The following is a 26,941-nucleotide window of genomic DNA, read 5'->3' as shown; positions in this document are numbered from 1 at the left end:
CGTACGGGAGTGGCGACCGCTCCGGTGGGGAAAGCTAGGGGACGTGGTCTCCCGAGTTCGCCGGCTGGTTCGGGCAGCGCTGCGGCTCATCCGGGCAGCGTTCCGGCCGCTGCGTGGGCGGGACCTGTCGCTGCACGCCGCCTCGATCACCTTCTTCGGCGCGATCGCGGTCGTCCCGGTGGCGCTGCTGGCGATCTGGCTGACCGGTCTGTTCGCCGGTACGGGCCGGATCCGGCGGCTCACCGACCCGGCGATCGACACCCTGCCCGGACAGCTCGGCGCCGACCGGGCCGCCGCCGCCCTGATCGACGCCGGCCTGCACCTCACCCCGGTGCTGGCGCTCGCCGCGCTGCTGCCCGCCTCGCTGTACGGCGAAGGGCTGCGCCGGGCGTTCGTGTCGGTGGCGCCACCGCCGGAGCCGGCCGAGTCGATGGTCGGCTGGCGGGGTCGGGTGCTGCTGCTGCCGCTGCTCGGCGCGGCACCGGCGCTGATGCTGCTGGTGCTGCTGGCCCTACCGTCGGCCGCCGGGCTGTTCGCCCGGGGCGGCTGGGCCGGCGCGCTCGGGGTGGTGGTGTCGTTCCTGTCCGTCTGGCTAGGGCTGAGCCCGGTGCTGGTCTGGGTGTTCCGGGTGGTCGGGCCGGGCAAACCGGACTGGCTGGCCACCGTCGCGGTCGGCTCGTTCACCGCCGCCAACCTGTCCGGTTTCCTGCACGGATTCATCCTGTTCTGCTCGCTGCCGCTGGACCTCGGGGTGCCGTTCGGCGGGCTCGACCAGGTCGGCGCGGCGGTCGCGGTGCTGCTCTGGCTCTACCTGCTGCACGTGATCGTGCTGGCCGGCTACTCCGCCACGCTGGCGTTCAGCCGGTGGCGCCGTCGGCACCGGCACCGGAGCCGACCGACGCCAACTGCGGCTGCGCCGGGGTCTCGTGCAGGCCGAACCGGCGGTACAGCCGGCCCAACGGGCCCGGCGCCCACCAGTTCCACCGACCCAGCAGCCGCATCGTCGCCGGCACCAGCAGTACCCGCACCAGGGTCGCGTCGACGACGATCGCCACGATCATCCCGACCCCGATCAGTTTGATGAACGAGATGCCGCCGGTGGCGAAGCCGGCCACCACCACGATCAGCAGCAGCGCGGCGGCGGTGATGATCCGCCCGGTGTGCTGCAGCCCGGCGGCGACCGACGCGGTGTTGTCGCCGGTGCGGTCCCACTCCTCCCGCACCCGCGACAGCAGGAACACCTCGTAGTCGGTGGCCAGCCCGAACAGCACCGCCAACATCAGGATCGGGTTGGTCGGGTCGATGAACCCGGTCGGGGTGAAGCCGAGCCAGTCGGCGAAGTGCCCGTCCTGGAACACCCAGACCACCACGCCGAACGAGGCGCCGATCGACACCAGGTTCATCAGCACCGCCTTGACCGGCAGCACCACCGAGCCGAACGCCAGGAACAGCAGCACCATCGTGGCGGTGGCCATCAGCAGCGCCATCCACGGCAGGTAGCTGCCGAGGCTGTCCAGCATGTCGATGTCGGCGGCGGTGCGGCCACCGACGAGGACCTCGGCCCCGGCCGGGGGCGGCAGGTCCCGGATGGCACGCACCAGCGCCTCCGCCTCGTCGCCGGTCGGCTCGCCCAGGTAGCTGACCCGAATCAGCGCCGAGGTGTCGCGTACCGCCGCGATCTGGGCACCGGTGGCACCCGGCAGCCCGGCGACGTCGTCGGCGAAGGCCTGCGCCACGTCGGGCCCGGCACCGGAGACCAGCACCTCGATCGGGCCGACGCTGGCACCGTCGGGGAACTCCTCGGCGATCGTCTCGGCCACCACCCGCGACTGCGCACCGGCCGGCAACACCCGCTCGTCGAAGCCACCGAACTCGGCTCGCAGGAACGGGGTGGCCAGCAGCAGCAGCCCGACCACCACGACGGTGGCGTAGCGCACCGGACGCCGCATCACGCTGCGGGCGATCCGGGCCCAGGCACCGGCCCGGACGGCCTCCCCCGGCGGTGGCGGCACCGACCGGCGCCGCCACGGCAACGGTACGGTGAGCGCGTTGATCCGCGGGCCGAGCACCGCCAGCAGGGCGGGCAGCACGGTCACCGAGGCGAGCATGGCGACCAGCACGGCGGCCATCCCGCCGAAGCCGATCCCGGTCAGGAACGGCTGCGGGAAGATCAGCAGGCTGATCAGCGAGGTGCCGATGATCAGGCCGGAGACCGCGACGGTACGCCCGGCGGTGGCGACGGTGCGCACCAGCGCTTCCGGGGTCGGGTGACCGGCGGCCAGCTCCTCCCGGAACCGGCTGACCACGAACAGCGCGTAGTCGATCGCCATGCCCAGCCCGATCAGGGTGATCACGTTGATCGCGAACACCGAGACCTCGGTGACCAGGGTCAACGCCCGGACCGCGACGAACGCGCCGAGGATGGCGAGCACGCCGACCAGCAGCGGCATCGACGCCGCGACCAGCCCACCGAAGATCAGCACCAGCAGCACCAGCAGGATCGGCAGGGCGATCAGCTCGGCGCGGGTGATGTCCCGGATGGTCTGCTCGTTGGCCTGGTCGAGGAACGGCACGGCACCGCCGGTCCGGGTGGTCAGCCCCGGCGCGTCCAGCAGCGGCCGGATCTGCTCGAAGGCGGCGGTCTTGGCGTCCTCGTCGTCACCGGCGAGCTGCACCAGGGCGTAGGTGGCCCGCCGGTCGGTGGCGACCAGCGCCGGCGACTCGGTGTCGTAGTAGCTGGTGACACTGGTCACCTCCGGCCGGATGGCCAGCGACTCCAGGGTCTCGGTGACCGGCTCGCGGAACGCCGGGTCGTCGACGGTGGCCGTGTCACTGCGGTACAGCACCAGCACGTCGACGTCCTGGTTGCCCAGCTCGGCGTTGATCCGCTCCTGGGCCTGCGTCGACTCGGCCGCCGGGTCGGCGAAACCACCACCGGAGACCGCCCCGAACAGGCCGGTCCCCCAGGTCACCCCGACGACGACCAGCAACGCGGCGGCGGCCAGCACCACCCATCGCAACCGGACCACGGTCCGTCCCCACCATGCGAACACGTCTCGACTATCGCAGGCCCATCATGGACGCCGCACGGCGACTAGGGTCGGGACATGGGTACGTCACATCCTCTGCCGACCCGGGCCGACGTGGTCGTCATCGGATCCGGGCACAACGGTCTGGTCGCGGCGGTCCTGCTGGCCCGGGCCGGGCTGGACGTGGTGGTGCTGGAGGCGGCCGAGGTGATCGGCGGCGCCACCCGCACCGAACAGCCGTTCACCCGGGTGCCGGGGCTGCGCCACTCGACCGGCTCGTACCTGCTCGGGCTGATGCCGCCGGAGCTGCTGGCCACCCTCGACGTGACGATCCCGGTACTGCGCCGCGACCCGCACTACTTCCTGCCCACCCCGGGTGGGCCGGGGTCGCCGTACCTGCTGTTCGGCACCGACCGGGCCGCGACCCGGGCGCAGATGGCCGCCACCTTCTCCCCCGCCGACGTGGCCGCCGACGACGCCATGCAGGCCGAGCTGGCGGCGCTACGCGACGACCTGGCGCCGGCCTGGCTGGCCGAGCCGCTGCCGGTCGAGCAGACCGCGCAGCGCTTCGTCCGCCCGGCGCTGCGGCAGGTCTTCGTCGACCTGGTCCGCGGCTCGGTCGCCGACTACCTGGCCCGCTTCGAGTTCCGCTCCGAACTGCTGGTCGCCATGTACGCCGTCACCGACGGGCTGAGCGGGCTGACCGCCGGGCCGGACGACCCGGGTACCGGTCACAACTTCCTGGCCCACAACATGTGCCGGTTGCCCGGCTCGGACGGCACCTGGATGATCGCCGCCGGCGGGATGGGCACCGTGTCACGGACCTTCGCCGACGCCGCCCGGGCCGCCGGAGCGCGGATCGTCACCGACATGCCGGTCACCGGCATCACCGTGGACGCCGGCAACGCCAGCGGCGTCGTCGTCGCCGACGGCCGGTCGGTCGCCGCCGAGGTGGTGCTCGGCGCCTGCGACCCGTACCGGCTGCTGGAGCTGGCCCCCGACGGCGCGCTGCCGGCCGAGTTGACCGACCGGATGACCGCGACCCGCCGGCCGGGCAGCACGTTGAAGGTCAACCTGGCGCTGACCGGGCTGCCCCGGTTCAGCTGCCTGCCGGACGACGCGCCCAGCCCGTTCGGGGCCACCATCCATCTGCTGCCCGGGTCGGCGTCGCTGCTGCCCGGCGGCGACGGCGAGTCGCCGATGACGGCGCTGCGGGCGATGTGGGCCGATGTGCGGGCCGGCCGGCTACCGGCCGAGCCGACCATCGAGTGGTACCTGCACACCACCGTCGACCCGTCGCTGCGCGACGCCGCCGGGCACCACTCGTCGGCGCTGTTCGTCCAGTCGGTGCCGTGGCAGCCGGCGGGTTCATCGTGGTCGGCCGAGCTGCCCGGGTACGTCGAACAACTGCTGGCCGTCTGCGACCGGTACGCGCCGGGTACCAGCTCGCTGGTCGCCGACGCGGTACCGCTCGCCCCACCCGGTATCGAGGCGCACTTCGGCATCACCGGCGGGCACATCCACCATGTGGACAACACCGTGTCGTTCACCGACCGGATGCCGTACGCGACCGGGCTGCCCGGCCTGTACGCGGGCAGCGCCGGCTGCCACCCGGCGGGCAGCGTGATCGGGGCCGCCGGGCACAACGCCGCCCGGCGGATCCTCACCGACCTGGGGCGCGGTGAGCGCTAGCTTGATCTTTAACCTGTGCGGCGTGGTCTGGGATTGGCCGATTTTTTCTTTCTGGAGGTCGTCTTCCCGGTTTGGCTGCTGGTGACGGTGTGGACGTCGTAGCGGCGGGTGGGGTGACGGTTGGGTGTGCCGGGTGGTCGTCCGGGGCCTGGCCGGGTGGGTTTCGGCGCGCTGGCGGGGCAGGTGCTTGTCGGACGTAGGTGCCGAAATCCGCGGCGGACCCGGGATGGGGTGAGCCGTTCGGGTGGCGCTGGTCGTTCCCATGGGTGACGCAGGTCGGCGGCCAGTGGCCGGGCCAGCCTCAGCTGCGTGTAGGCGGCGATGATCAGCCAGGTCCACCGGTCGGCGGCGTGCGGGTCGCGCAGTTTCGGCACTGTCCAGCCGAGGGTCTGCTTGAACAGCCGGAACGTGTGCTCGATGTCGAAGCGGCGTAGGAACGCCTGCCACAACAGGTCGATCATCGCCGGATCCGGGCTGGGATCGTGGCCCGGCTCGTGGTCGATACCGGTGGACCACCACAACCATACCGGTTTCGCGGTCGCGCCCGACGGCAGCCGCCCGACGTCGAGACGGATCACGGTGCCTTCCAGGATCGGCAGTGCAGGGCAGTCGGTCCAGGCCGCGCGGCGGGTCAGTCTCGGATGCAAGCGGTGCCAGGCTCGGGCGGTGACGGTGCCGTAGAGGCGGGTATCGGTCACCGTGGTCACATCCGGGGCACCCCAACTGCGGGGGTCGCCGAAGATGAACTCGGCGCCGTGGCGGGGCAGCCGGCCCCGCCGGCCGGGCAGCGGTGGTGGCGCGGGTCGGCGCAGGACCCTGTCCGAGCGCAGCCTGGCCAGGACGCGCACCGGCAGGTCCCGCAGCAGCCAGGCCAGGCGGGCCGCGTCGTAGCCTGCGTCCATCACCACCCAGACCTGCGGATCGCCGGGCCGCCAATGGCCGGCGGCGATCAACCGGCCGACCACGTCCCGCAACTGGGCGGCGGTCACCGCCGCCAGATCCGCACCCGGAGCCAAGCGGACCGCGTCCAGCGGTGCGGTCCACGAGGTGCGGCCGGTCTCCAACGCCACAACGAACGCATACGGCCAGCCCGGAACTCCGATGTGCTGGTCCCTGCCACGGCCGTAGGTGTGACACAGGATCCGCTCCGGCGACGTGTGCGCCTCCGGCCGCAGCCAGCACGTCACATCCACGGCCAGGACGAGCCGCCCGTCAGCCGCCCGCGGCGGCGGCACCGCCGCCACCGCCGTACGCAGCCGTTGCACGTCAACCCGCCCGGCGGCCAAGGCGTCGTACAACGCGCCGTGCCCACGGCGGTACTCCGCTACCAGCGACAACCCGGGCAACGACCGCACCGGCCCATCCGCGCACAACACCGCGTCGGTCAACTCGAACAACGCATCCGACCGCCGTGACAGGGCCTGGTGGAAGTCCCGCCGAAACCCGGCCAACACCTCCGCCGGATCCCTCACCGGCCCGGTCGAGACAGAGCCGGGTAACACCAGCCCACTCAGATGGTCCAAAATCGTGGCCACGGCCACCGCCTTGATCTCGCGTCCTTGCCAGGGAACCCGAAGATCATCAACGGTGGCCGTTCCCACGTCAGCCCGACACGCCGGAATCCTCACAGGAGCAACCGGCGCCCGCCACCGACGGGTTAAAAATCAAGCTAGTCGCGTCGCGGCGGACGTTTCGGGTGCTAGGCCTGCGCCGCCGGCTCGCCGGCCGGGGTCTGCGACTCCACCGGTGCCGGGGTGCCGGCCCGCCGGGCCCGGATCTCGTGCCCGACACTGGTCAGGCATCGCCCGCTGGTCAGGTCGAACCGCCAGCCGTGCAGCTGGCAGGTGAGCTGGTCACCGTCGATGATGCCGAACCGGGTCAGGTCGGCCTTCAGGTGCGGGCAGCGGCGCTGCACGATCCAGTCACCGATCTTGACGTCCTCGGCGTCCGGGCGTTGCTCGGCGTACCAGCCCTCGGCGTACTGCAGCCGCTCGGTGGACAGACACTTGAAGAACGCGTACACGAACTCGTTGTACTGGCCGATCCGCGCGGCGGAGAACCGGCAGGACAGGAACAGCGAGTTGACCCAGTCGACCTCGCCGGTGTGCAGCAGGTGCTCCACCAGGGCCCGCTCGGTGCGGAACCGGTAGCGGACCTTCTCGTCGGCGTACGGCCGCACCTGCTTGCCGGGAAAGTCCACCACGATCGACTCGACCGACTCGCCGTCGTAGTCGACCAGGTCGAACCGGACCGGGCCGCCGACGCCTTTGGCCAGGTAGACCGACTCCTCCAGCAACGGCTCGATCCGACGTTTCATCTCGGCCAGCACGTCGATCTCCGGGTGCCGCCAGGAGGCCTTCTCGGCCTCGATGACCGGGCGCTTGCGCTCCCGCATCTCGACCAGGTGGGCCTGCTTGTTGGCGAAGAACTCGTCGACCGGCTGCGGGTGGCTGGTGCGGCAGTCGTCGGCGGTGACTTCGGCGACCGAGCCGGGCAGCAGCACCACTGCGTTGGTGCCGCCGACCTTGGCGTACTCGGACAGGAAGACCTGCTGGTCGGGGAAGATGTTGCCCTCGTCGCCGTGGATGTCGTTGAACTGCCACAGCGCGTCGTCGAGGAAGCAGGGCGGCCCGGCGATCGGGAAGACGTACGACGCCTTCAGGTCGTCGATGTACCGCCAGGTGCGGTCGAACTGGCGCTCCCGCTTCTGCTTGCCGAACGCGGTCTTGGCGTTGGTGGGCAGCTCGTAGACCATCGGGTACCAGATGGCACCCGAGAACTGCAGCAGGTGGGCGTGCACGTGGCCGAGCGCGGCGAAGACCGACAAATCGGTGGGGCGGGCGTCGTTCTGGTTGAGCAGCCGGACGCCGTCGTGTTCGACCCACAGCGACGAGTCACCGATCGGGCCGTCGGTCGGGCTGGTCAACGCCTGGATCATGACGTTGAGGCCGCCGTCCAGCTCGACCACCTCATTGGTCTTCGTCCGCAGGAAGCTGGTGAAGCCGAGCTCACGCAGCTCGTCCTCCAGCTCCGAGGTGGGGTACTCGGGCAGCAACACGGTCGCCTTCTTTGACACGAAGCGCTTCAGGTGCGCCGCGTCGAAGTGGTCCCGGTGCAGGTGGGAGACGTACAGATAGTCGACCTGGCCGAGGGATTCCCAGTCCAGCTGGGAGTTGTCCGGGAAGGGGAACCACGAGGCGAAGTAGGCCGGGTTGACCCACGGGTCGCACAGGATGCTGCCCGCAGCCGTGTCGATCCGCATACTGGCGTGCCCGGTACCCGTCAGTCGCACCGTACAGACCCCCTCGGTCACAAGCGATGTGTACGCCGCAGACGCTACCGGAGGCAGCAGTCGACCCGTCTGGCGACGTCCGGATCCGCTGGCTCCCGGCTCTGCCTGCCCGGATCACCCGGCGCTGGCGCGGATCCCCTGGCGGGGTCCCGATGCCGCGCCCGCCGGCACCATGCCAGACTGGGCGGGATCCATGCGAGTGACCGGGCTCCGTTCATCGGAACGGACCGGTTCGAGAAGGAGGACCAGCCGTGGCCGGAACCGAGCCGGTGACCTCACCCGACCAGCACAAGCCGGGCCATCGCAAGTTGGGGCGGATCGGTGCTGTCGTTTCGGCGTTGGTGTTGCTCTCCATGCTGATCGGCAACCATGAGGGCCGCGTCGAGGACATCTGGCTGATCGGACTGGCCGTCGGACTGCTGACCATCGTCGTCGGCGACGCCGTGCTACGACGCAACGGCCTACGATCCTGACCGGTGCCGGGCTCGGCCGGTGACCGCTGGCGCTGATCCGGCCGGGGCGGCCGCAGCCGGCGGTCAGCGGCCGCGCTGCAGGATGTCCTGCACCTCCTTCAGCGCGGCGTCGACCTCGGCCTCGAAGTAGCCGCCGGTGACCAGCCCGAACTGCACCGTGTCGAGTTCCGCCGTGTCCACCGGCATCGGTCCCCGACCGGCCATCGCGGTGAGGATTTCCTCGAACAGCCGGTCCACCTGCGCCGGGTCGTAGCCGCTGCCGAACCGGCGTACCTGGAAGGTCCGCCGGATCTGGTCCACCCGCTGCAGGCTGCCACCACCGGACGGTCCCGCCGGTCCGCCCGGCACGGGGCCGGGGCCGCCCGGCCCACCCGGGTATCCGCCGACACCGGGCTGACCCGGCATCGCCGGATGGCCGCCCGTCATGCCCGGGTGGCCACCGCCGGGAGGGCCACCCATGCCGGGGTGGCCGCCTGCCATCCCCGGGTGGCTGCCCGGGGAACCGCCCATGCCCGGAGAACCGCCCATTCCAGGATGACCGGGGTGTCCACCCGGCGGCGGACCGGACGGGCCAGATCGCCGATCCGGGAAGTAGATCTCGGCCGTCATGTCGGCCTTGCCGTGCCGGCCCTGCTCGAAGCCGTCGAACCGACCGTCCGGGCCGGGGCCGAATCCGCGGTGCGGCCCGCCCGGAGCCGAGACCGGCGGGCCGCCGGCCGGAGCGCCCGGCGGGTAGCCGCCCCGGGGGTCCTCGTAGCGGCCGTAACTTCCGGTCGGCTGGTCGGCATAGTGACCGTACGGATCGGGGGCCGGCCTGGGCTGACCGGGCATCGGCCCAGGCTGACCAGGCATCGGCCGCGGCGGCAGCGCGGCGGCGGCCGACGGCACCGGGCGATCGTCACGCCCGGCCGGGGTCAGCCGGTCGGGCCCGCCAGCACGGGTGTCCGCGCCACGACCGGCCGGGCCGCGCTCCTCCAGCTCGGCGAGCTGTCGTTCCACCCGGTCCAGGTGCAGGTCGACCTGCCATTCGTCGTAGCCGTTGAACCGGACTCTGAATACGACATCGTGCACTTCCTGCGCGGAAACCGGTGACCCGACCGGCTCGCCGGCGAGTGTGGCCTCGACACGGTCGAGGAAGGCATCCACTTCGTCGACCTTGTAGCCCCGACGAAGCGCCCGGCGCCGGAAGCGCTGTCCCTGACTCGCCACTACGTCTCCTGATTCACTCGCTGATCACACCGGTAGCTCATGACGCCGTCTCAGCGGCCGCAAGCTGCCCGCATGCTCCGTCGATCTCCCGGCCCCGGGTGTCGCGCACGGTCACCGCGACACCGGCCGTACGCAGCCGACGAACGAATTCCCGCTCGACCGGCTTGGGACTGGCGTCCCAACGACTGCCCGGAGTCGGATTGAGCGGAATGAGATTCACGTGGGCCATGCGACCAGCCAGCAATCGACCCAGTAGATCGGCTCGCCATGGCTGGTCGTTCACATCCCGGATCATCGCGTACTCGATGGACACCCGCCGGCCCGTACGGTCCGCGTATTCCCACGCGGCGTCCAGGACTTCGGCGACCTTCCACCGTTGGTTGACTGGCACGAGTTCGTCGCGCAGATCATCATCGGGCGCATGCAACGACAGCGCAAGAGTCACCGATAGGTCTTCCCCGGCGAGACGCCGCATTGCCGGCACCAGTCCGACGGTCGAGACCGTCAGGTGCCGCTGTGACAGGCCCAGCCCTTCCGGTGATGGCGCGCAGAGCCGTCGGACGGCGGCGATCACCCGGCCGTAGTTGGCCAACGGTTCGCCCATCCCCATGAAGACGACGTGCGACAGCCGGGGCGGTGAACCGGTGACGCCACCCGCCGCGGCCACCCCCGCGAGGTGGACGACCTGGTCGACGATCTCAGCGGTGGACAGGTTTCGAGTCAGCCCGGCCTGACCGGTGGCACAGAACGGACAGGCCATCCCGCACCCGGCCTGGCTGGACACGCAGACGGTCACCCGGTCCGGGTAACCCATCAACACGCTCTCCACCAGGGCTCCGTCGTGCAACCGCCAGAGCGCCTTGCGGGTGGCGCCGCTGTCACACGCGCTTTCGCGCACCGGAGTGAGCAGGGTCGGCAGCAGCCGCTCGGCGACCCCGGACCGGACGGTGGCCGGCAGATCCGTCATCGCCTGCGGGTCCCGGGTCAGCCGGCCGAAGTAGTGGGTGGAGACCTGCTTGGCCCGGTACGCGGGCTGACCGAGCCCGGCCAGCAACGTCTGCCGCTGGCCGAGGTCAAGATCGGCCAGGTGCTGGGGCGGCAGGGCGGGGCGACCATCGGACGCGGCGGTCACCGGACGGCTCGGGGTCAGCGGCAGGCTTCTCATGGCAGGACCAGTCTCCCACGATCCCGCCGTGGCCGGCTCGCCACGGTGGGCGGATCGACCGGCCGCCCCTTCTGATCGACCGCTCAGCCGGCCAGGGCGATCAACGACAGCACGAGGTAGGAGACCGGCAACGCGAACAGGATCGAGTCGAGCCGGTCCATCAGCCCGCCGTGTCCGGGTAGCAGGTTGCTCATGTCCTTGACCCCGAGATCCCGCTTGAGCATGGACTCGCCGAGGTCCCCCAGCACGGCCGCGACCGACACCGCCACGCCGAACAGCGCCCCCCACAGCGGCATGACGTCGAGCAGCAGAAAGAGCAGCACCGCGCTGCCGATCCCGGCGGCGGCCACCGACCCGGCGAAGCCTTCCCAGGACTTCTTCGGGCTGATCGTCGGCGCCATCCGGTGCCTGCCGTAGAAGACACCAGCGGCATAGCCACCGGTATCGGAGAGGATCACCGCGCCCAGGGTGACCAGAATCTGCAGGTCGCCATCCGGCCGACTGGCCAGCAACGCGGCGAAGCCGCCGAGAAACGGGACGTAGACCGCGATCAGCGTGGCCGTGGCGGCGTCCCGCTGATACCCGGACGGTCCGTCGCCCAGCCGCCAGATCAGCATCGCCAGGACCGTCACCAGCAGCCCGAGCGCCAGAGCGTCCGGGCCGATCCGCCAAGCCAACACGGACATCAGCGCGCCACCGGCGAGCAACGGAGTCGTCGGCGGGCGGGCGCCGCTGGTACGCACCGCCCGGATCATCTCCCAGGTGCCCAGGCTGACGGCGGCCAGCAGGACGACCAGGAAGGCTGGCCGCCACAGGAACAACGAACCGAGGACCACGACGACCAGCCCGAGGCCGACGCCGATGGCGGCCGGCAGATTACGGCCCGCCGACGGCCGGCGGTCGGCCGACGGCGATGCGTTCCCGGCCTCGCCGGACGGGTCCTGACCGGCCCGACGGGGGTCGATCGGCTCCGACACCGGCTGATCCGGGTCGGAGCGTTCGGTCGCCGGCCGGGCCGGACCGACCCGGCCGGATCGACGGCGTCGTGCGCCGGCCCGCCGGCGCGCTGCCGAACTGTCGGATTCCGCCTGCGGGGCCGGGTCCGTCGACGGCTCTGCCTGCTCGCCGTCCGGGTACCCGGTCGACCAGTGCCCGGTGCCGTGACCGTTACCGGTCGACGCACCGGTCTGCGGCAGACCACCGTTGCCGAGGCGGGGACCGGCGTACGGGAATTCCCCGGTACCGGTGTACGGCCCGGTGGGGACGGGACCGCCGTGGGCCGCACCGCCGTACGCGGTACCGCCGTAACCGGGGCCGGGCAATCCGTTCGGGCCGCCGTACGGCTGGGACCGCTCGGCCAGCGGGTAGCCGTTACGGGTCTCCGGAGCTGACGGTTCGGGCGCGGCGCCGGGGTGCCGCGCCCTCGTTCGAGCGTCCGGTTGATCGCCGCCAGCGGTCTCGGGGTAGGACATCAGACCTCGAGCAGCTCGGTTTCCTTGTGTTTGACCAGATCGTCGACGCTCGACACGTACCGGTGAGTGAGATCGTCCAGCTCCTTCTCGGCCCGGCGTCCCTCGTCCTCGCCGGCCTCGCCGTCCTTGACGATGCGGTCGAGTTCTTCCTTGGCCTTGCGGCGGACGTTGCGGATGGCGACCTTGGCGTCCTCGCCCTTGCCGCGCGCCACCTTGATCATCTCTCGCCGACGGTCCTCGGTCATCTGCGGCAGCAGGATCCGGAGCTGGGTCCCCTCGTTGTTGGGGTTGACTCCGAGGTCCGAGTCGCGGATCGCCTTCTCCATCGCGGCGAGCTGCGACATGTCGTACGGCTTGACGATGGCCATCCGCGGCTCGGGCACACCGACGGATGCCATCTGGGTGATCGGCGTCGGGGTCCCGTAGTAGTCGAGCACGATGCGGGAGAACATCGCCGGAGTGGCCCGACCGGTCCTGATCGCGCCGAGCTCCTCCTTGGCGTGCTCGACGGCGCGCTCCATCTTCTCCTCTGCTTCGAGCAGAGTCTCCTCGATCACCTGTTCCGTCGCCTCCTTCTGATGGTCCGGTGTCCCTGCTGGCACCTGCCGGTACGGATCCGCCGCGCGGCCCCGCCGGTCAGGTAGTGATCAAGGTACCGATGCGCTCACCGGCGACCGCGCGCACGATCGTGTCGTCGCCCTGCGCGCCGAAGACCAACATCGGCAGGTCGTTGTCCATGCAGAGGCTGAACGCCGCAGCGTCGGCGACCCGCAGCCCGCGCCGCAGCGCCTCGGCGAAGGTCACCGTGTCGAGCTTGCTGGCGGTCGGGTCGGTCCGTGGATCGGCGGTGTACACCCCGTCAACGCCGTTCTTGCTCATCAGCACCACGTCGGCGTGGATCTCCAGGGCACGCTGCGCCGAGACGGTGTCGGTGGAGAAGTACGGCATCCCGGCACCCGCGCCGAAGATCACCACACGGCCCTTTTCCAGGTGCCGGATCGCACGCAGCGGGATGTACGGCTCCGCGACCTGGGCCATCGTGATGGCGCTCTGCACCCGGGTCTCGACGCCCTCCTTTTCCAGGAAGTCCTGCAGGGCCAGGCAGTTCATCACGGTGCCCAGCATGCCCATGTAGTCGGCCCGGGCCCGGTCCATGCCGCGCTTCTGCAGCTCGGCACCGCGGAAGAAGTTGCCGCCGCCGACCACCACCGAAACCTGGACCCCGAGCCGGGAGACAGTCGCGATCTGCCGGGCGATGTCCTGCACCACGTCCGGGTCGACGCCGATCGCTCCGCCGCCGAATACCTCACCGGACAGTTTCAGCACCACCCGCCGGGACCGCCCGGGTGGGGGCGCGGTCGGGTCGTCCGCCGCCAGCGTGTGTCCACTCATTACCTGCGTCATCCGACCCGCCCTTCGCTAGCTGCCCTCAGCGCCGCCGTACTCACCCTCGTGCTCACACTACGGAACGAGGAGGCCGTGGTGCCTGTCACGTACACCAACGGCCTCCTCTGTCGATCGTCTCGATCCTCACCGGGGACCGGGCTGCGCCGGTCGCCGACCGGCCGGCACGCCGGACACCCGGCCCGGACCGGCTCAGGCCTGGCCGACCTCGAACCGGACGAAACCAGTCACGTCGATGCCGGCCTCGGCCAGCACCTTCTTGACCGTCTTCTTGTTGTCCGCCACCGAAGCCTGCTCCAGCAGGACGAAGTCCTTGAAGAAGGCGTTCACCCGACCCTCGATGATCTTGGACATGGCCGCTTCCGGCTTGCCCTCCTCGCGGGCCGTCTGCTCGGCGATCCGGCGCTCCGACTCGACCGTCTCCGCCGGCACCTCCTCACGGGTGAGGAAGCGCGGCCGCATCGCGGCGATCTGCATCGCCACACCGCGGGCGTCGGCGTCGGCCGCCTCGTCCTCCTTGCCGGAGTACGCCACCAGGACGCCCACCTGCGGCGGCAGGTCCTGCGCCTTGCGGTGCAGATAGACCGTGACGGCGCCGTCGAGCCGGGCGAACCGGTTGAGCACCAGCTTCTCGCCGATCTTGGCGGACTGCTCCTGGACCGCGTCAGCGACCGGCCGGCCGTCCGGCAGGGTGGAGCCGAGCAGCGCCTCCGCGTCGGTGGCCTTGATCTGCTCGCCGTGCTCGACCAGCAACTGCGCGAAATCGATGAAGTCGGTGTTCTTGGCGACGAAGTCGGTCTCGCAGTTGAGCTCCAGCAGCGCCGACCCGGCGTGGGCCACCAATCCGTTCGCGGCGGTGCGTCCGGCCCGCTTTCCGACGTCCTTGGCACCCTTTATCCGCAGGATCTCGACGGCCTTGTCGAAGTCGCCCTCGGCCTCCTGCAGTGCCTTCTTGCAGTCCATCATGCCGGCGCCGGTGAGGTCGCGGAGCTTCTTGACGTCCGCGGCGGTGAAGTTGGACATGACTCTCTCTTCAGTCTCGTCAGACGGCTTGGGTGGTCGTCATTCCGCAGCGGCGGCAGCGGGCTCGTTCTCTTTGCCGGCCGAGGGCTCGTTCTCCTTGTTGGCCGGCCCCTCGAGCAGCTCGCGCTCCCACTCGGGCAGCGGCTCGTCGGTGGCGACGGCGCCCGGCTCCGGCTTCTCCTCGGCACCACGCGACTTGCCGGAACGGGCGATCAGACCATCCGCCACGGCGGCCGCGACGACCCGGGTGAGCAGCTCAGCTGAGCGGATCGCGTCGTCGTTGCCCGGGATCGGGAAATCGACCTCGTCCGGGTCGCAGTTGGTGTCGAGCACCGCGATCACCGGAATGCCCAGCTTGCGGGCCTCGTCAACGGCGATGTGCTCCTTCTTGGTGTCGACGACCCAGATCGCCGCCGGCACCTTCTGCATGTCCCGCAGGCCGCCGAGCGTACGGCTGAGCTTGTCCTTCTCCCGGGACAGCTGCAGGGTCTCCTTCTTGGTGTAGCCCTGCGCGGTGCCGGTCAGGTCCAGCGCCTCCAGCTCCTTCATCCGCTGCAGTCGCTTGTACACCGTCTGGAAGTTGGTCAGCATGCCGCCGAGCCAGCGGTGGTTGACGTACGGCTGACCGACCCGGGTCGCCTGCTCGGCAATGGCCTCCTGCGCCTGCTTCTTGGTCCCGACGAACAGGATGTTGCCGCCGTCGGCCACCGTGTCACGGACGAAGGTGTACGCCTTCTCGATGTAGTCGAGGGTCTGGCGCAGGTCGATGATGTAAATGCCGTTACGCTCAGTGAAGATGAACCGCTTCATCTTCGGGTTCCAGCGCCGGGTCTGGTGCCCGAAGTGCACACCGCTCTCCAGCAGCTGACGCATGGTCACCACAGCCATGGTGTCTTCTCCCTGTATGTCCCTGGTTGTCACGCCGGCCGGCGGCCGGGCGTCCTGGCGCCCGGTCGGCGGTCATGGTGGGCCTGAGTGATCAGGACCAGGGGACCGTCGCCCCCACGGCTGACGCCGGGGAGAAGGGCGCGCGAGGTCGACCGCGCGAGGCGGTCGCCGGTTGTCAAGTGTACGCCCTGCGCCGGGTCGCGACCCGGCCAGCCCGCACGGTTCAGCCCGCGAGTCCGGCCACCACGAACAGCAGCAGGCCGACCAGCAGATGCGCGGTCGGCGGACGCAGCCACGCCTCGACCGGGGAACCCACCTTGGTCGCCCCGGTGGCCAGCGCGTAGAGACCGATACCGAACGCGGGCAGTCCGATCATCAGCGCCGTACCGGCGACCACCGCGCCGACCTCGGCCGGATCGGCGAACGCTCCGTCCAGCAACAGCCGCAACGCCGGCACCTCGAAGATCATCACCAGGACGGCGAACAGGATCCCCAGCGCAGGACGTCGACTGCGGTACACCCCGTCGCTGACGACACTGCCCGCCGGTGCCCGCCGGCCGCCGTACTCCCCCATCGACGGCGGATCACCGGCCGGACGGGGGGTGACCGGCGGCATGAGCCCGGTGGGAATGTCGACCGAACTGGCCGACTCATCCGGCCGCGCCTCGGACCGCCGGCCGGGGTCGGACCGCCTCGCGGACTCGGACCGTCGGCCGGAATCGACCGCCAGACCCGGCTCAGGCCGGGGCTCCGGGGTCGCGAACGGTGGACCGCTCGCCGACCCGGGAGGTGCCGACGTCGGCGGAGCAAACGGCGGCGCCGAGGCCGGCGGAGCAAACGGCGGTGCCGACGCCGGAGCCCCGTACGGCGGTGCCGACGCCGGTTCCGGCACCGCGCGCCGTCGGCCCCCTTCCGTCGTATCCGCCCGGGCAGCCCGGGCGGCCCGCAGTTCGCCGGTACCGTCGCCGCTGGCGTACCGGCTGGTGCCGCCGAACGGATCGTCACCGAGCCGGTCGCTGCTCGACTCGGTGGATTGCCAGGACGGATCGACGTAGGTGCGCTCGGAGTACCACCGGGGATCGGGGTCGTCCGGGTAGTTTCGGTTCGGGTCCACGGACAGGGACCGTATGTCACCGCAACCGCCGCCGCCACTCGGGTCCGCTCCACCGACGTCCCGGGCGATCTTGTACCGGTGCTGGTCAGACCGGCGCTAGCAGGTCGGCGGCCGGCGCCGTCGCGGCGTCCACAGCATGCCCGTCGTCCACAACCACGGCGTACCGCACCGGGCATGAGCCATCGCCACCGGGCACTTTGCCGGCCATGACCAACATCAGGCAGGCCGTCGGCGCCTACGGCGAACGCTGCGCGGTACGGCACCTCATCGACGCCGGGCTCGTCATCGTCGAACGCAACTGGCGCTGTACGGCCGGCGAGATCGACATCATCGCCCGGCACGCCGACACCATCGTGTTCTGCGAAGTGAAGACCCGACGCAGTGGCCGCTACGGCACGCCGGAGGAGGCGGTCACCACGGCCAAGGCCCGGCGGATCCGCCGGCTGGCCGCCGGCTGGCTGGCCGCCAACCCGGCACATGGCCGGCGGCCGGTGCGATTCGATCTGATCTGCGTGACCGTCGGTCGGTCCGGCGCGGCCCAGGTCCGGCACCTGACGGCGGCCTTCTGACCAGCGTCGCCCGCCCCGTGGGCACCGCCCGGCAGCCGCTGCCTAGCATCCGGCGTCAACCGGTCGCCGCGTTGTCCACAGCAGGACCTTCGTCCACAGGCGCGCCCCTGCCCGGCCCAGCCACCCGGGTGGTCGACGGCGACCGTCGAGCCATGAGAAACGACATCCACCGCCCGCCACCCGCCGACGACCGACCACCCTCCACGACGGATGGCTCATCGTTGGGGACCGGGCGATGAGCTACGCGAAGGTGCTCTGCGTCGGCCTGGTCGGCGTCACCGGGCACCTCGTGGAGGTGGAGGCCGACCTCGCCGCCGGGCTACCGGCAGTGATCATCTCGGGGTTGCCGGACACCACCCTGCACGAGGCACGGGACCGGGTACGCGCCGCGATCGTCAACTCCGGGCAGCACTGGCCGAACCGGCGGATCACCGTCAACCTGCTGCCGGCGACGCTGCCCAAGATCGGTTCGGGGTTCGATCTCGCCGTGGCCACCGCGTTGCTCGGCGGCACCGGAGAGCTGCCGCTCGCCCCGGTCGACGGGGTGGCGCTGCTCGGCGAGTTGGGTCTGGACGGCACCGTACGACCGGTGCGCGGGCTGCTACCCATGGTAGTGGCGGCGGCCCGGGCCGGGGTGACCCAGGTGGTGGTGCCGGCCGCGAACGCGGCCGAGGCGGCGGTGGTGCCGGGGGTGCGGGTGAAGGCCGTCGACACGCTGCACCGGCTGATCGCGTTCATCCGCGGTGCCGGCGAACTGCTCGATCCGCCGCCACCGAAGCCGGGCACCGTCCAGGCCGGCCCGGACCTCGCCGACGTCGCCGGGCAGGCGTTCGGCAAGCGGGCCTTGGAGATCGCCGCTGCCGGCGGCCACCACCTGGCGCTGATCGGACCGCCCGGTGCCGGCAAGACCATGCTGGCGGAACGGCTCCCCGGTCTGCTGCCGCCGTTGGACGACGCGGCGGCGCTGGAGGTCTCCGCGCTGCACTCGATCGCCGGAGTGCTGCCACCGGGCAGCGCGCTGCTACGCCGACCGCCGTTCCAGGCCCCGCACCACTCGGCGACCGTCGCATCGCTGGTCGGCGGCGGTTCCGGGCTGGCCCGCCCCGGCGCGGTCTCGCTGGCTCATCATGGTGTCCTGTTCCTGGACGAGGCACCTGAGTTCCACGGCCGGGTGCTGGATTCGTTGCGGCAGCCGCTGGAGAAGGGGCGGGTGCTGATCACCCGCGCCCTGGGGGTCACCGAGTACCCCGCCCGGTGCCAGCTCGTGCTGGCGGCCAACCCGTGCCCGTGCGCCCGGCCGGCGGGCGATCAACTCTGCGAGTGCCCGCCCGTGGTACGCCGCCGCTACCGCAACCGGCTGTCCGGTCCCCTGATGGATCGCATCGACCTGCAGGTGAGTCTCACCGCGCTGCGGGCCGTGGACCTGATGACGACCCAGGCGCCGGCGGAACCGACCGCGACGGTCGCCGCCCGGGTGGCCGCCGCCCGCGAGGCCGCCCGGCAGCGCTGGGCCGGCCAGGGGTGGCGGACCAACTCGGTGGTCCCCGGGCCCGCGTTGCGACGCCCGCCGTGGCGGCTGCCCGCCGGTGAGACCGCCGCGCTGCGCCGGCGGCTGGACGTCGGTGCGATCTCCGCCCGGGGCTTCGACCGCATTCTGCGACTCGCCTGGTCCATCGCGGACCTGGACGGACGGTCCCGGCCGGACTCAGCCGACATCGACGAAGCCATCCAGCTGCGGACGGGCGAGCTGTGATGCCGGGCACGGAACCGGAGCCGGCCGGCAGCCGGCTGGCCCGGATCGCGTTGACCTGGCTCGCCGAGCCCGGAAACGAAGCCGTTCACCGGCTCGTCGGAGCGGTCGGCCCGGTCGAGGCGCTGGCCCGGCTGCGCGGCGGGCGGAGTCCGGACGACTCGACCCGCACGGCGAGCGCCGCCCGACTGGCGACCGCCGATCCGCTGCAGGTGGCCACCGCCGCCCTCGACCGGGCGGCGCGGGTCGGCGCCCGGCTGGTGACACCGGAGGATCCGGACTGGCCGAGCCAGGTCGAGGACCTGACCTGGCTGGCCCGTCGCCCCGGTGGGGGGTCGGGCGACACCGGTTTCGGAGGTTCCCGGAGCGGCGCACCACCGCTGGCCATCTGGGTCCGCGGGCCGTGGCCGCTCGCCGAGGCGCTGGCCCGGTCGGTCGCCGTGGTCGGTTCCCGGGCACCCAGCGAGTACGGACGGCACGTCAGCATGGAGTTCGGCCACGGCCTTTCCGAGCAGGGTTGGACGATCGTCTCCGGAGGGGCGTACGGCATCGACGCCTGCGCCCACCGCGGTGCACTCGCCGCTGGCGGCTGCACGGTGGCGGTGCTGGCCTGCGGGATCGACCGGCCGTACCCCGCCGGCAACACGGCGATGTTCGACCAGATCGCCGAGTCCGGGCTGCTGGTCAGTGAATGGCTGCCCGGCGCCGAGCCGCTGCGGCACCGGTTCCTCACCCGCAACCGGTTGATCGCCGCCGCGACGGCCGGGACCGTGCTGGTCGAGGCCGGTGCCCGTAGCGGGGCCGCCCAGACGGTCCGGCGCGCGTTGGCTCTGGGCCGGGCGACCATGGTCGTGCCGGGGCCGATCACCTCCGCCGTGTCGGTCGGCTGTCACGAGATTCTGCGCGACCACCCGCAGGCCCGGCTCGTCGCCGGGGTCGCCCACGTGCAGGAGGAGATCGGCCGGATCGGTATCGACCTGGCACCACCACCGCGCGGGCCCGAGCGTCCCCGTGACTCGCTCGACCCCCAGGCGGCGCGGATCCTGGAAGCGGTTCCCGGCCGCGGCTCGGTCGACCTGGACGAGCTGGCCGGCCGGGCCGGCGTCGACATCCGTACCGCGATGCGCACGGTCTCCGCCCTGCAGGCCCGGGGCCTGCTCACCGGCGCGGATGGCCGCTACCGGTTGCCGCCCCGGTCCGCCACCAGGGTCGGTCGGCGTGGCGACTTGACCGATCGGGCCGCCGGGCCGACGGTCGGGAGGTGAGCGACGACGGCAGCCGGGGCACCGCCGCGCGGCACGCCGGGTTGCCGTCCGGCCTGCGCGACGCCGTGGACGCCTTCGCGCGGCACCTCGCTCTGGTCGACAACCGTTCGGCCCACACCGTGCGGGCGTACGTCGGTGACGTCGTGTCGCTGCTCGACCACGCCGCCCGGATGGGGGTCCACTCCCCCGCCGGGCTCGACATCACGGTGTTGCGCAGCTGGCTGGCCCGGCAACGGACGTTCGGCGCCGCCCGGGCCACGCTGGCCCGGCGGGCGGCGGCCGCCCGCGCCTTCAGCGGCTGGGCGCACCGCAGCGGGTTGACCGGCGCCGATCCCGGTGCGGCGCTGGCCAGCCCTCGACCGCACCGGACGCTGCCGGCGGTGCTGCGCGTCGAGCAGGCCACCCAGCTGATGCCGGACGGCGACGGCACCGACTCGCAGGCTCAGTCGGCCGGGGAACAGACCCGGGAACCGACCGGCACCGGTCCGGACGGCCCGCTGCGGCTGCGCGACCGGCTGGTCCTGGAGCTGCTGTACGCGACCGGGGTCCGGGTGAGCGAACTCTGCGGGCTCGACCTCGCCGACCTCGACCCGGGCCGACGGGTGCTCCGGGTGCTGGGCAAGGGCGGCCGGGAGCGGACCGTGCCGTACGGGGTGCCGGCCGGGGCGGCGATCCACGACTGGCTGGCCCGGGGGCGACCGACGCTCGCGTCGCCCCACTCCGGCGAGGCGCTACTGCTCGGCGCGAAGGGTGGCCGGCTCCAGGCCACGGTGGTACGCCGGATCGTCGCCGCGGCTGCCCGCGACGCGGGCGTACCCCGCGTCACCCCGCACGGGCTGCGCCACTCCGCGGCCACCCACCTCTTGGAGGGTGGCGCCGACCTGCGGTCGGTCCAGGAGTTACTCGGGCACGCCTCGCTGGCCAGCACCCAGCTCTACACCCACGTGTCGGTGGAGCGGTTGCGGGCGGCGTACCGGCAGGCACATCCGCGGGCCTGAGGCTGCCAGCCGGCCCGGCGGACGGGCCGCGCACCGGAGCGGTCCGGGGCGGCGGCCTCGCCTAGGATGTGCCGTTGACATCTCCCCCTGCTGAAGCAGGGAGATCCAACCCTCACGGGTTGAGTTTTCTGCTTCGCCGACCACAGCCGACCCGAATCAACGGCAAGGGACGGGGTACCGCCCATCGGTCTTACACAGTCTCCACAGACGTCACTTCCCACCAGCCCGGCGATAGGCCCGACCGGCTTGGTCGTCACCGGAAGGGCAACACCACGTTAGCACACCTGTCCGTACGCCGGGTGCCCTGGCGCGCGAGTAGTGGACGTCGATCCGCCTCGGCGGCGAATCGACTTTCCCTGTCCTGCTCCGCAGGAGTCCGTTTCCTCCCCGGCCGGAAGGCCGGAGTATCCACGGAAGGCATCTGATGAGCGGCGGCCTGGTCCCACCCGAACCGCTACCCGGCGCACGGATGCTGTTCTCCCTCGACCCGGCGGTCACCCACCTCAACCACGGCGCGTTCGGCGCGGTCCCGGTCTCGGTGCAGCGGGTGCAGCAGCGGCTACGCGACGAGATGGAGGCCGACCCGCAGCGGTTCTTCACCCAGGGTCTGCTGGATCGGATCGGCCACACCCGCCGCCATCTGGCCGCTTTCCTCGGCGCCGACCCGGAAGGCGCCGCACTGGTCGACAACGTCACCGTCGCCGCCGCGACCGTGCTGCAGACGCTGCGTCTGGGCAGCGGGGACGAGGTGCTGTTGACCGACCACGGGTACGGCGCGGTCGCGCTCTCGGTCGAGCGGGAGTGCCGGCGCACCGGCGCGACGGTACGCGTCGTAGCGGTGCCGCTGGGGGCACCGGCTAAGGAGGTCGTCGAGCGGCTGCGCGCCGCGCTCCGGCCGGGCCGGACCCGGCTGCTGGTGGTCGACCAGGTCACCTCGCCGACCGCGCAGGTGTTCCCGGTCGCCGAGATGGTCCCGGTGGCCCGTGACGCCGGCGTACCGGTCCTGGTCGACGCCGCCCACGTACCGGGGATGCTGGCGGTCGAGGTCGACCGGATCGGCGCCGACTTCTGGGTGGGCAACCTGCACAAGTGGGCGTTCGCGCCGCGCGGCACGGCGCTGCTGGCGGTCGCGCCCCGATGGCGGGAACGGCTTGAGCCGCTGGGGGTCTCCTGGGAACAGGAATCCGGGTTCCCGTCGCGGGTGGAGTGGCAGGGCACCCGCGACTACACCGCGTGGCTGGCTGCGCCGGCTGGCCTGTACGCGTTGCGCAGCCTCGGCCTGGACCGGGTCCGGGCGCACAACGCCGCGCTGGTCGGCTACGGGCAGCGGACCATCGCCGACGCGCTGGGTGTGCCGCAGCAGCGGCTGCCGGTACCCGATCCGCACCGGCCGGAGTCGGCCCAGCTGGCCATGCGGCTGGTCCCGCTACCGGCCGGCGTGGCCGACAGCGCTGTCGCAGCGGCCGCGCTGCGTCGTCGGATCGCCGACGAGCTGGCCACCGAGGTGTCGGTCGCCTGGTGGTCCGATCGGGCGTGGTTGCGAGTCTGCGCTCAGGTCTACAACCGGGCAGCAGACTACGACCGGCTCGCGGAGCTGCTGCCCGCGCTGCTACACCGGGCCGGCTGACCCGAGCGGCAGCAGGCGGACCCGTCCGTTGCCGAGCAACAGCAACGGATCGAGGTAGCTGCCGTCCGTCAGCCGCAGGCCCCAGTGCAGGCACGCATCGGCAGGACAACCCGGATGGCCTTCGGTGACGGTGCCGATCGGACGGCCTGCCCTGACCACGGTGCCGACGGCGAGCCAGCCGTCCACGGGTTCGTAGGTGGTCCTGAACCCACCCGGGTGACTGATGCTCACCACACCCCGGTCGACGATCCGACCGGAGTGGCTGACCGTGCCGGCCCCGGCGGCGTACACGGTGGCGCCGACGTCGGCGGTGAGATCGACGCCCCGGTGTCCGCGCCCCCACGGCACCGGGGGCGGGTCGAACCGGTGGCTCAGCGTGACGGCGCCGGCCAGTGGCGGGTGGAACCGCGGGTCTGCGGCTGGGCGCGCGGACCCGGTCGGTGGTGGCCCGGGGGCGGCGACGAACGCCGTGGCGGGGACCGCGGGCGCGGTGCTGAACAGGATCGTCGCGACCAGCATCGGCAGGAGCAGGAATCTCATGCCGACAACCTGGCACCCGACCGGGGCAGGGCCTCGACGGAGGACGACAGACTGTGGATGCTGGCTCAGCTGTGGAAAACGAAACTTCGTCGCGGTCGATCTGCTATGGACCGGCCATTGAAGTCAGCCGCTGAACCCGGAATCTGCCGGTAGTGAGATTTCCGGCTTGTCCAACTCTTCCACATTTACATCCTTGAACGTCATTACTCTGACGTTCTTCACGAAACGGGCAGGACGGTACATGTCCCACACCCAGGCATCGTGCATCTCGACCTCGAAGTACACCTCGCCGTCAGAATTGCGCACGTGCAGGTCGACCTGGTTCGCCAGGTAGAAGCGACGCTCGGTCTCGACGACGTACGAAAACTGGCGGACGATGTCGCGGTACTCCCGGTAGAGCTGCAGCTCCATCTCTGTCTCGTACTTCTCGAGATCCTCGGCGCTCATCGCCATCCGCCTTCCATGACCACATCTTCCCCCAGTAGCGCCGGTTGGCGAAGCTGCTCGTCCAACGCCACGCCGACGGTACCCCGTACGGGGTCCGGACGCCCCATCGGCTCACGGATGCCGATGCCGGCCGAGCCGGTTCCATCGGCCCGGTCAGCTTCGGCGGCCGGTCGGCGGGAACGGGGCGGACTCGCGGACCGACCGGAGGCGGCCGCCACGTTGACGTACGAGAACCGGTGCTCGACGCACGGCCCCTGCCGACTCAGCGCGGCCTGATGCTCGGCGGTGGCGTAGCCCTTGTGCTCGGCGAAGCCGTAACCCGGAAACCGCCCGTCGAGCTCGACCATCAGCCGGTCCCGAGTGACCTTCGCGAGCACACTGGCCGCCGCCACGCAAGCCGCCACCCGGTCGCCCTTCCACACCGCGAGCCCGGGCGCACCGAGCCCGTCGACGCCGAACCCGTCGGTCAACACGTATTCGGGTGCGGGACTGAGCCCGGCCAGCGCCCGGCGCATCGCGGCGAGATTGCACACGTGCAGGCCCCGACGGTCGATCTCGTCGGCCGAAACGACCACGATCCGGTGGGCGAGTGCCCGGTCACGGACCGAGGCGTAGACCCGCTCCCGCGCCGCCGGGGTGAGCAGCTTCGAATCGGCCAGCCCGTCGATCTCGCCCCGCCGGCCCGGCGCCAGCACCACCGCGGCCGCCACCAGCGGCCCGGCACACGCACCCCGACCGGCCTCGTCGGCGCCGGCCACGTGAGCGAATCCGCGCCGTAGCAGGGCCTGCTCCAATGCGTAGAGCCCGGCGTCACGGCGCACCACGGTACGCGGTGGAGTCAGCACGGTTCGGCCTCTCCCGTCAGCCGGCGCAGCAGGGTCGGCAGCTCCGGCGGATAGACCCGTTCCGGGGTGGCCGCGAGCTCGCCGACCGGCCACCACCGGTGAGCGTCGATCGTACGGCGTTCGATGTCGTCGAACCCGCTTGTGTCCACCTGCCAGTTGGGCACCCTCAGCAGGAAGAAGTGCTGTTCCTGGCGGTACCACCGGCCGTCGAACGGGAACTCGACGGTTTCCTGCCAGACCGGCGCGCCCAACTCGGTCGGTGTCACCCGCAGGCCGGTCTCCTCGGCCAACTCGCGGACCGCGCCGTCGACCGGGGTCTCGCCGGACTCCAGTCCACCGCCGGGGGTGAACCAGTACCGGTGCCCGGGACGGGCCGGGTCGTACCCACGTAGCAGCAACACCCGACCCGCCGAGTCGACGAGCAGGACCCGGGCCGCGTACCGGTTGCGCGCCGGCTCCGGCGCGCGGTCCACCGTCAGCTCCGCGTCGGTCACCCGACCAGAGTAGGAGAACCAGCAGACCGGCACGACACGTGGGCCACAGCCACCGCCGACCACACAGCCCGCGACGCCGCCGACCACACCGTCCGGGTCGGCGTGACCCGACCGGTCACGATCCCGAGCTCGGAACGGTTTCGAACGGCTCCGGCACGGTGAGCCAGGTGGCCCGGTCCAGTGGCCAGAAGACGGTGAACGCCCGACCGACCACCGCGTCCTCGGAGATGGTCGCGTAGTCGATGTCGCCGCTGCGGTCCCAGTGCTCCAGCGAATCGCCCGAGGCCGACCGGTGGTCGCCCATCACCCAGAGCCGTCCTTCCGGCACGGTGATGTCGAACGGACCGACCGCAGCGGGATCGCTGATCCCACCTTCGGAGTAGATGTACGGCTCGTCCAGCGGCTGGCCGTTGATGATCAACCGCTCCTCGGCGTCACAGCACTCGACCCGGTCTCCGCCGACCCCGATGACCCGCTTGATGAAGTCCTCGCCGTCCGGGTTGCTGCTCCACTCCGGTGGTGCCCGGAACACGACGATCTCGCCTCGCTCGGGCGAGCGGAAGTGGTAGACGACCTTGTTGACCAGCACCCGGTCGTTGATGTCGAGGGTGTGCTCCATCGACGGCGACGGGATGTAGAAGGTCTGCAGGACGAACGCCCGGACCAGGACCGCGACGAGGACCGCCACACCCAACAGGATCGGTAGTTCACGCCAGAAGGAATTGGGCTTCTTCTCGGTCTGCTCGTCGATCACAACCGGAGCCTACGACGTCTGGCTGAGAACAGCGGCACGGAGCGCGAAGCGAAAAGTAGCGGAATCATCACTGGCAGCACAATCACCAGGTCACCGGAGGTATCGGGAACGTCCGCTGGCTGATCGACCGCCGCCGGGGTCGGAGCCGTCGGCGGCAGGCTGTCGAAGGTGTCCGGCACGGACAGTCCGTCCCAGCGGTCCTGAGGCCAGACGATCACGAACGCCCGGCCGATGACGTTCTCGATCGGCACCGGACCCTGGCAGCGGGAGTCCTGTGAGACCAGTCGATGGTCACCCATCACGAACAGGTGTCCAGGCTCGACCACGACCTCAGCGAACTGCCGGGATCGGCACTCACCCGGGCTCGGTGGGACGTCCAGCGGTGAGTCCTCCAGGACGTAGCCGGCCTCGTCCAGTGGCTGGTCGTTGACGGTCAGCCGGCCCTGGTCGTCGCAGCAGCGAACTCGGTCGCCCGGCACGCCGATCACCCGCTTGATGAAGTCCTTCTCGCCGGGCCGACCAACCCCGACCAGATCGCCAACGGTACGGCCAAGCTTGGCGGCGAAACCGAGGTCGGGGTCGTCGGTGTGCTCCGGTGCCCAGTCGTTGGTGCCCCGGAAGACGATGACCTCGCCGCGCACCGGATCCCGGACATCGTAAACGACCTTGTTGACTAATACCCGGTCACCGACCAGCAGCGTGTCCTCCATCGAGCCGGACGGGATGAAGAACGCCTGGAGCAGGAAGGAGCGGATCAACACCGCCAGGCAGAAGGCCACCACCAGCAGCAGCGGCAACTCCTGCCACAGTGGCATCTGCCGACGCCTGCGCTGCACCATCTGCATGCCGGACCGGCCCGACCGACGCGGGCGCGCCACCGGCCGGCCGTCC

24 protein-coding genes and 1 pseudogene are annotated in these 26,941 nt (G+C 71.4%); 8 read left to right on the top strand and 17 right to left on the bottom strand.

The annotated features are described in order from the left end of the window. Positions 1-64: 64 nt before the first annotated feature. A pseudogene (locus EDC02_RS41225) lies at positions 65-871 on the top strand (YhjD/YihY/BrkB family envelope integrity protein); the annotation flags it as partial. Here EDC02_RS41225 and EDC02_RS02290 read toward each other — a convergent pair. Then, positions 858-3,053, bottom strand: a complete 2,196-nt coding sequence (locus tag EDC02_RS02290; protein WP_199757475.1) for an MMPL family transporter — start codon at positions 3,051-3,053, stop codon at positions 858-860. The pseudogene EDC02_RS41225 and the gene EDC02_RS02290 overlap by 14 nt on opposite strands. A 54-nt stretch (positions 3,054-3,107) precedes the next feature. On the opposite strand from EDC02_RS02290, the gene EDC02_RS02285 reads away from it, so the two are divergent. Further along, a complete protein-coding gene (locus EDC02_RS02285; RefSeq protein ID WP_123600514.1) occupies positions 3,108-4,721 on the top strand; it encodes an NAD(P)/FAD-dependent oxidoreductase in 1,614 nt (537 codons plus the stop codon). Between the two features lie 8 nt (positions 4,722-4,729). Here EDC02_RS02285 and EDC02_RS02280 read toward each other — a convergent pair whose 3' ends face one another. Next, positions 4,730-6,193, bottom strand: a complete 1,464-nt coding sequence (locus EDC02_RS02280) for an NF041680 family putative transposase (RefSeq protein ID WP_305036219.1) — start codon at positions 6,191-6,193, stop codon at positions 4,730-4,732. 227 nt (positions 6,194-6,420) lie between these two features. Then, positions 6,421-8,013, bottom strand: coding sequence for a Rieske 2Fe-2S domain-containing protein (locus tag EDC02_RS02275; protein WP_123604415.1), 1,593 nt, complete (start codon positions 8,011-8,013; stop codon positions 6,421-6,423). A gap of 251 nt (positions 8,014-8,264) precedes the next feature. Here EDC02_RS02275 and EDC02_RS02270 point away from each other — a divergent pair, with 251 nt between their 5' ends. Next, positions 8,265-8,486 (top strand): DUF2631 domain-containing protein, encoded by a 222-nt coding sequence (locus tag EDC02_RS02270; protein ID WP_123600513.1) that lies wholly within the window; start codon positions 8,265-8,267, stop codon positions 8,484-8,486. Positions 8,487-8,549: 63 nt separating this feature from the next. Here the strand turns inward: EDC02_RS02270 and EDC02_RS02265 are convergent, their stop codons facing one another. The 8 genes from EDC02_RS02265 to EDC02_RS02230 all read right to left on the bottom strand — a co-directional run bounded on the left by EDC02_RS02265 (position 8,550) and on the right by EDC02_RS02230 (position 16,761). Then, on the bottom strand, positions 8,550-9,695 hold the full coding sequence (locus tag EDC02_RS02265) for a DivIVA domain-containing protein (protein WP_123600512.1): 1,146 nt from the start codon (positions 9,693-9,695) through the stop codon (positions 8,550-8,552). 37 nt (positions 9,696-9,732) lie between these two features. After that, complete coding sequence (gene rlmN, locus EDC02_RS02260; RefSeq protein ID WP_123600511.1) at positions 9,733-10,860, bottom strand: 23S rRNA (adenine(2503)-C(2))-methyltransferase RlmN; 1,128 nt, start codon at positions 10,858-10,860, stop codon at positions 9,733-9,735. Positions 10,861-10,943: 83 nt separating this feature from the next. Further along, the gene (locus EDC02_RS02255) at positions 10,944-12,332 is read right to left on the bottom strand and encodes a phosphatidate cytidylyltransferase (RefSeq protein WP_233605696.1); all 1,389 of its coding nucleotides are present in this window, start codon (positions 12,330-12,332) and stop codon (positions 10,944-10,946) included. After that, positions 12,332-12,889 (bottom strand): ribosome recycling factor, encoded by a 558-nt coding sequence (frr, locus tag EDC02_RS02250; protein ID WP_123604413.1) that lies wholly within the window; start codon positions 12,887-12,889, stop codon positions 12,332-12,334. Before frr ends, EDC02_RS02255 begins: the two co-directional genes overlap by 1 nt. A gap of 79 nt (positions 12,890-12,968) precedes the next feature. Further along, complete coding sequence (gene pyrH / locus EDC02_RS02245; RefSeq protein WP_370461410.1) at positions 12,969-13,736, bottom strand: UMP kinase; 768 nt, start codon at positions 13,734-13,736, stop codon at positions 12,969-12,971. Positions 13,737-13,928: 192 nt separating this feature from the next. Beyond that, positions 13,929-14,759, bottom strand: coding sequence for a translation elongation factor Ts (gene tsf / locus EDC02_RS02240; RefSeq protein ID WP_123600509.1), 831 nt, complete (start codon positions 14,757-14,759; stop codon positions 13,929-13,931). A gap of 39 nt (positions 14,760-14,798) precedes the next feature. Beyond that, entirely contained in the window at positions 14,799-15,647 is an 849-nt protein-coding gene (gene rpsB / locus EDC02_RS02235) for a 30S ribosomal protein S2 (RefSeq protein ID WP_123600508.1), read from the bottom strand. 223 nt (positions 15,648-15,870) lie between these two features. Next, positions 15,871-16,761: a hypothetical protein gene (locus EDC02_RS02230; protein WP_123600507.1), complete on the bottom strand. Its 891-nt coding sequence runs from the start codon at positions 16,759-16,761 to the stop codon at positions 15,871-15,873. A gap of 206 nt (positions 16,762-16,967) precedes the next feature. Here EDC02_RS02230 and EDC02_RS02225 point away from each other — a divergent pair, with 206 nt between their 5' ends. From EDC02_RS02225 to EDC02_RS02205, 5 genes are all read left to right on the top strand, one after another. Next, a complete protein-coding gene (locus EDC02_RS02225; protein WP_123600506.1) occupies positions 16,968-17,330 on the top strand; it encodes a YraN family protein in 363 nt (120 codons plus the stop codon). A gap of 235 nt (positions 17,331-17,565) precedes the next feature. Beyond that, complete coding sequence (locus tag EDC02_RS02220; protein ID WP_123600505.1) at positions 17,566-19,083, top strand: YifB family Mg chelatase-like AAA ATPase; 1,518 nt, start codon at positions 17,566-17,568, stop codon at positions 19,081-19,083. Beyond that, positions 19,083-20,345 (top strand): DNA-processing protein DprA, encoded by a 1,263-nt coding sequence (gene dprA / locus EDC02_RS02215; RefSeq protein ID WP_123600504.1) that lies wholly within the window; start codon positions 19,083-19,085, stop codon positions 20,343-20,345. Before EDC02_RS02220 ends, dprA begins: the two co-directional genes overlap by 1 nt. Then, on the top strand, positions 20,342-21,343 hold the full coding sequence (locus EDC02_RS02210) for a tyrosine recombinase XerC (RefSeq protein ID WP_123600503.1): 1,002 nt from the start codon (positions 20,342-20,344) through the stop codon (positions 21,341-21,343). The genes dprA and EDC02_RS02210 overlap by 4 nt, the downstream gene beginning before the upstream one ends. 424 nt (positions 21,344-21,767) lie before the next feature. After that, entirely contained in the window at positions 21,768-22,970 is a 1,203-nt protein-coding gene (locus tag EDC02_RS02205) for an aminotransferase class V-fold PLP-dependent enzyme (RefSeq protein WP_123600502.1), read from the top strand. Here the strand turns inward: EDC02_RS02205 and EDC02_RS02200 are convergent. The 6 genes from EDC02_RS02200 to lepB (EDC02_RS02175) all read right to left on the bottom strand — a co-directional run bounded on the left by EDC02_RS02200 (position 22,953) and on the right by lepB (EDC02_RS02175) (position 26,895). Further along, entirely contained in the window at positions 22,953-23,510 is a 558-nt protein-coding gene (locus EDC02_RS02200; RefSeq protein ID WP_123600501.1) for a M23 family metallopeptidase, read from the bottom strand. The genes EDC02_RS02205 and EDC02_RS02200 overlap by 18 nt on opposite strands. 123 nt (positions 23,511-23,633) lie before the next feature. Continuing rightward, positions 23,634-23,957, bottom strand: coding sequence for a DUF2469 domain-containing protein (locus tag EDC02_RS02195; RefSeq protein ID WP_123604412.1), 324 nt, complete (start codon positions 23,955-23,957; stop codon positions 23,634-23,636). Continuing rightward, a complete protein-coding gene (locus tag EDC02_RS02190; protein ID WP_123600500.1) occupies positions 23,954-24,802 on the bottom strand; it encodes a ribonuclease HII in 849 nt (282 codons plus the stop codon). The genes EDC02_RS02195 and EDC02_RS02190 overlap by 4 nt, the downstream gene beginning before the upstream one ends. Further along, a complete protein-coding gene (locus EDC02_RS02185) occupies positions 24,796-25,296 on the bottom strand; it encodes an NUDIX hydrolase (RefSeq protein WP_233605695.1) in 501 nt (166 codons plus the stop codon). Before EDC02_RS02185 ends, EDC02_RS02190 begins: the two co-directional genes overlap by 7 nt. Positions 25,297-25,411: 115 nt before the next feature. Further along, positions 25,412-26,050, bottom strand: a complete 639-nt coding sequence (lepB, locus tag EDC02_RS02180) for a signal peptidase I (RefSeq protein ID WP_123600499.1) — start codon at positions 26,048-26,050, stop codon at positions 25,412-25,414. Further along, positions 26,047-26,895, bottom strand: a complete 849-nt coding sequence (lepB, locus tag EDC02_RS02175) for a signal peptidase I (RefSeq protein WP_123600498.1) — start codon at positions 26,893-26,895, stop codon at positions 26,047-26,049. The genes lepB (EDC02_RS02180) and lepB (EDC02_RS02175) overlap by 4 nt, the downstream gene beginning before the upstream one ends. Positions 26,896-26,941: the final 46 nt, after the last annotated feature.

The organism is Micromonospora sp. Llam0 (assembly GCF_003751085.1).
Lineage (GTDB): Bacteria > Actinomycetota > Actinomycetes > Mycobacteriales > Micromonosporaceae > Micromonospora_E.
The sequence above is the reverse complement of the archived record's forward strand: the minus strand, read 5'-3'. Positions and strand labels throughout refer to the sequence as shown.

What these genes read in the sequence shown, in the direction of transcription:
- lepB (WP_123600498.1), bottom strand. Translation starts at nt 26,895, where the DNA reads ATGCAGATGGTGCAGCGCAGGCGTCGGCAGATGCCACTGTGGCAGGAG.
- EDC02_RS02195 (WP_123604412.1), bottom strand. Translation starts at nt 23,957, where the DNA reads ATGAGCGCCGAGGATCTCGAGAAGTACGAGACAGAGATGGAGCTGCAG.
- rpsB (WP_123600508.1), bottom strand. Translation starts at nt 15,647, where the DNA reads ATGGCTGTGGTGACCATGCGTCAGCTGCTGGAGAGCGGTGTGCACTTC.
- EDC02_RS02225 (WP_123600506.1), top strand. Translation starts at nt 16,968, where the DNA reads ATGACCAACATCAGGCAGGCCGTCGGCGCCTACGGCGAACGCTGCGCG.
- pyrH (WP_370461410.1), bottom strand. Translation starts at nt 13,736, where the DNA reads ATGACGCAGGTAATGAGTGGACACACGCTGGCGGCGGACGACCCGACC.
- EDC02_RS02255 (WP_233605696.1), bottom strand. Translation starts at nt 12,332, where the DNA reads ATGTCCTACCCCGAGACCGCTGGCGGCGATCAACCGGACGCTCGAACG.
- tsf (WP_123600509.1), bottom strand. Translation starts at nt 14,759, where the DNA reads ATGTCCAACTTCACCGCCGCGGACGTCAAGAAGCTCCGCGACCTCACC.
- dprA (WP_123600504.1), top strand. Translation starts at nt 19,083, where the DNA reads ATGCCGGGCACGGAACCGGAGCCGGCCGGCAGCCGGCTGGCCCGGATC.
- EDC02_RS02200 (WP_123600501.1), bottom strand. Translation starts at nt 23,510, where the DNA reads ATGAGATTCCTGCTCCTGCCGATGCTGGTCGCGACGATCCTGTTCAGC.
- rlmN (WP_123600511.1), bottom strand. Translation starts at nt 10,860, where the DNA reads ATGAGAAGCCTGCCGCTGACCCCGAGCCGTCCGGTGACCGCCGCGTCC.
- EDC02_RS02220 (WP_123600505.1), top strand. Translation starts at nt 17,566, where the DNA reads ATGAGCTACGCGAAGGTGCTCTGCGTCGGCCTGGTCGGCGTCACCGGG.
- EDC02_RS02285 (WP_123600514.1), top strand. Translation starts at nt 3,108, where the DNA reads ATGGGTACGTCACATCCTCTGCCGACCCGGGCCGACGTGGTCGTCATC.
- EDC02_RS02205 (WP_123600502.1), top strand. Translation starts at nt 21,768, where the DNA reads ATGAGCGGCGGCCTGGTCCCACCCGAACCGCTACCCGGCGCACGGATG.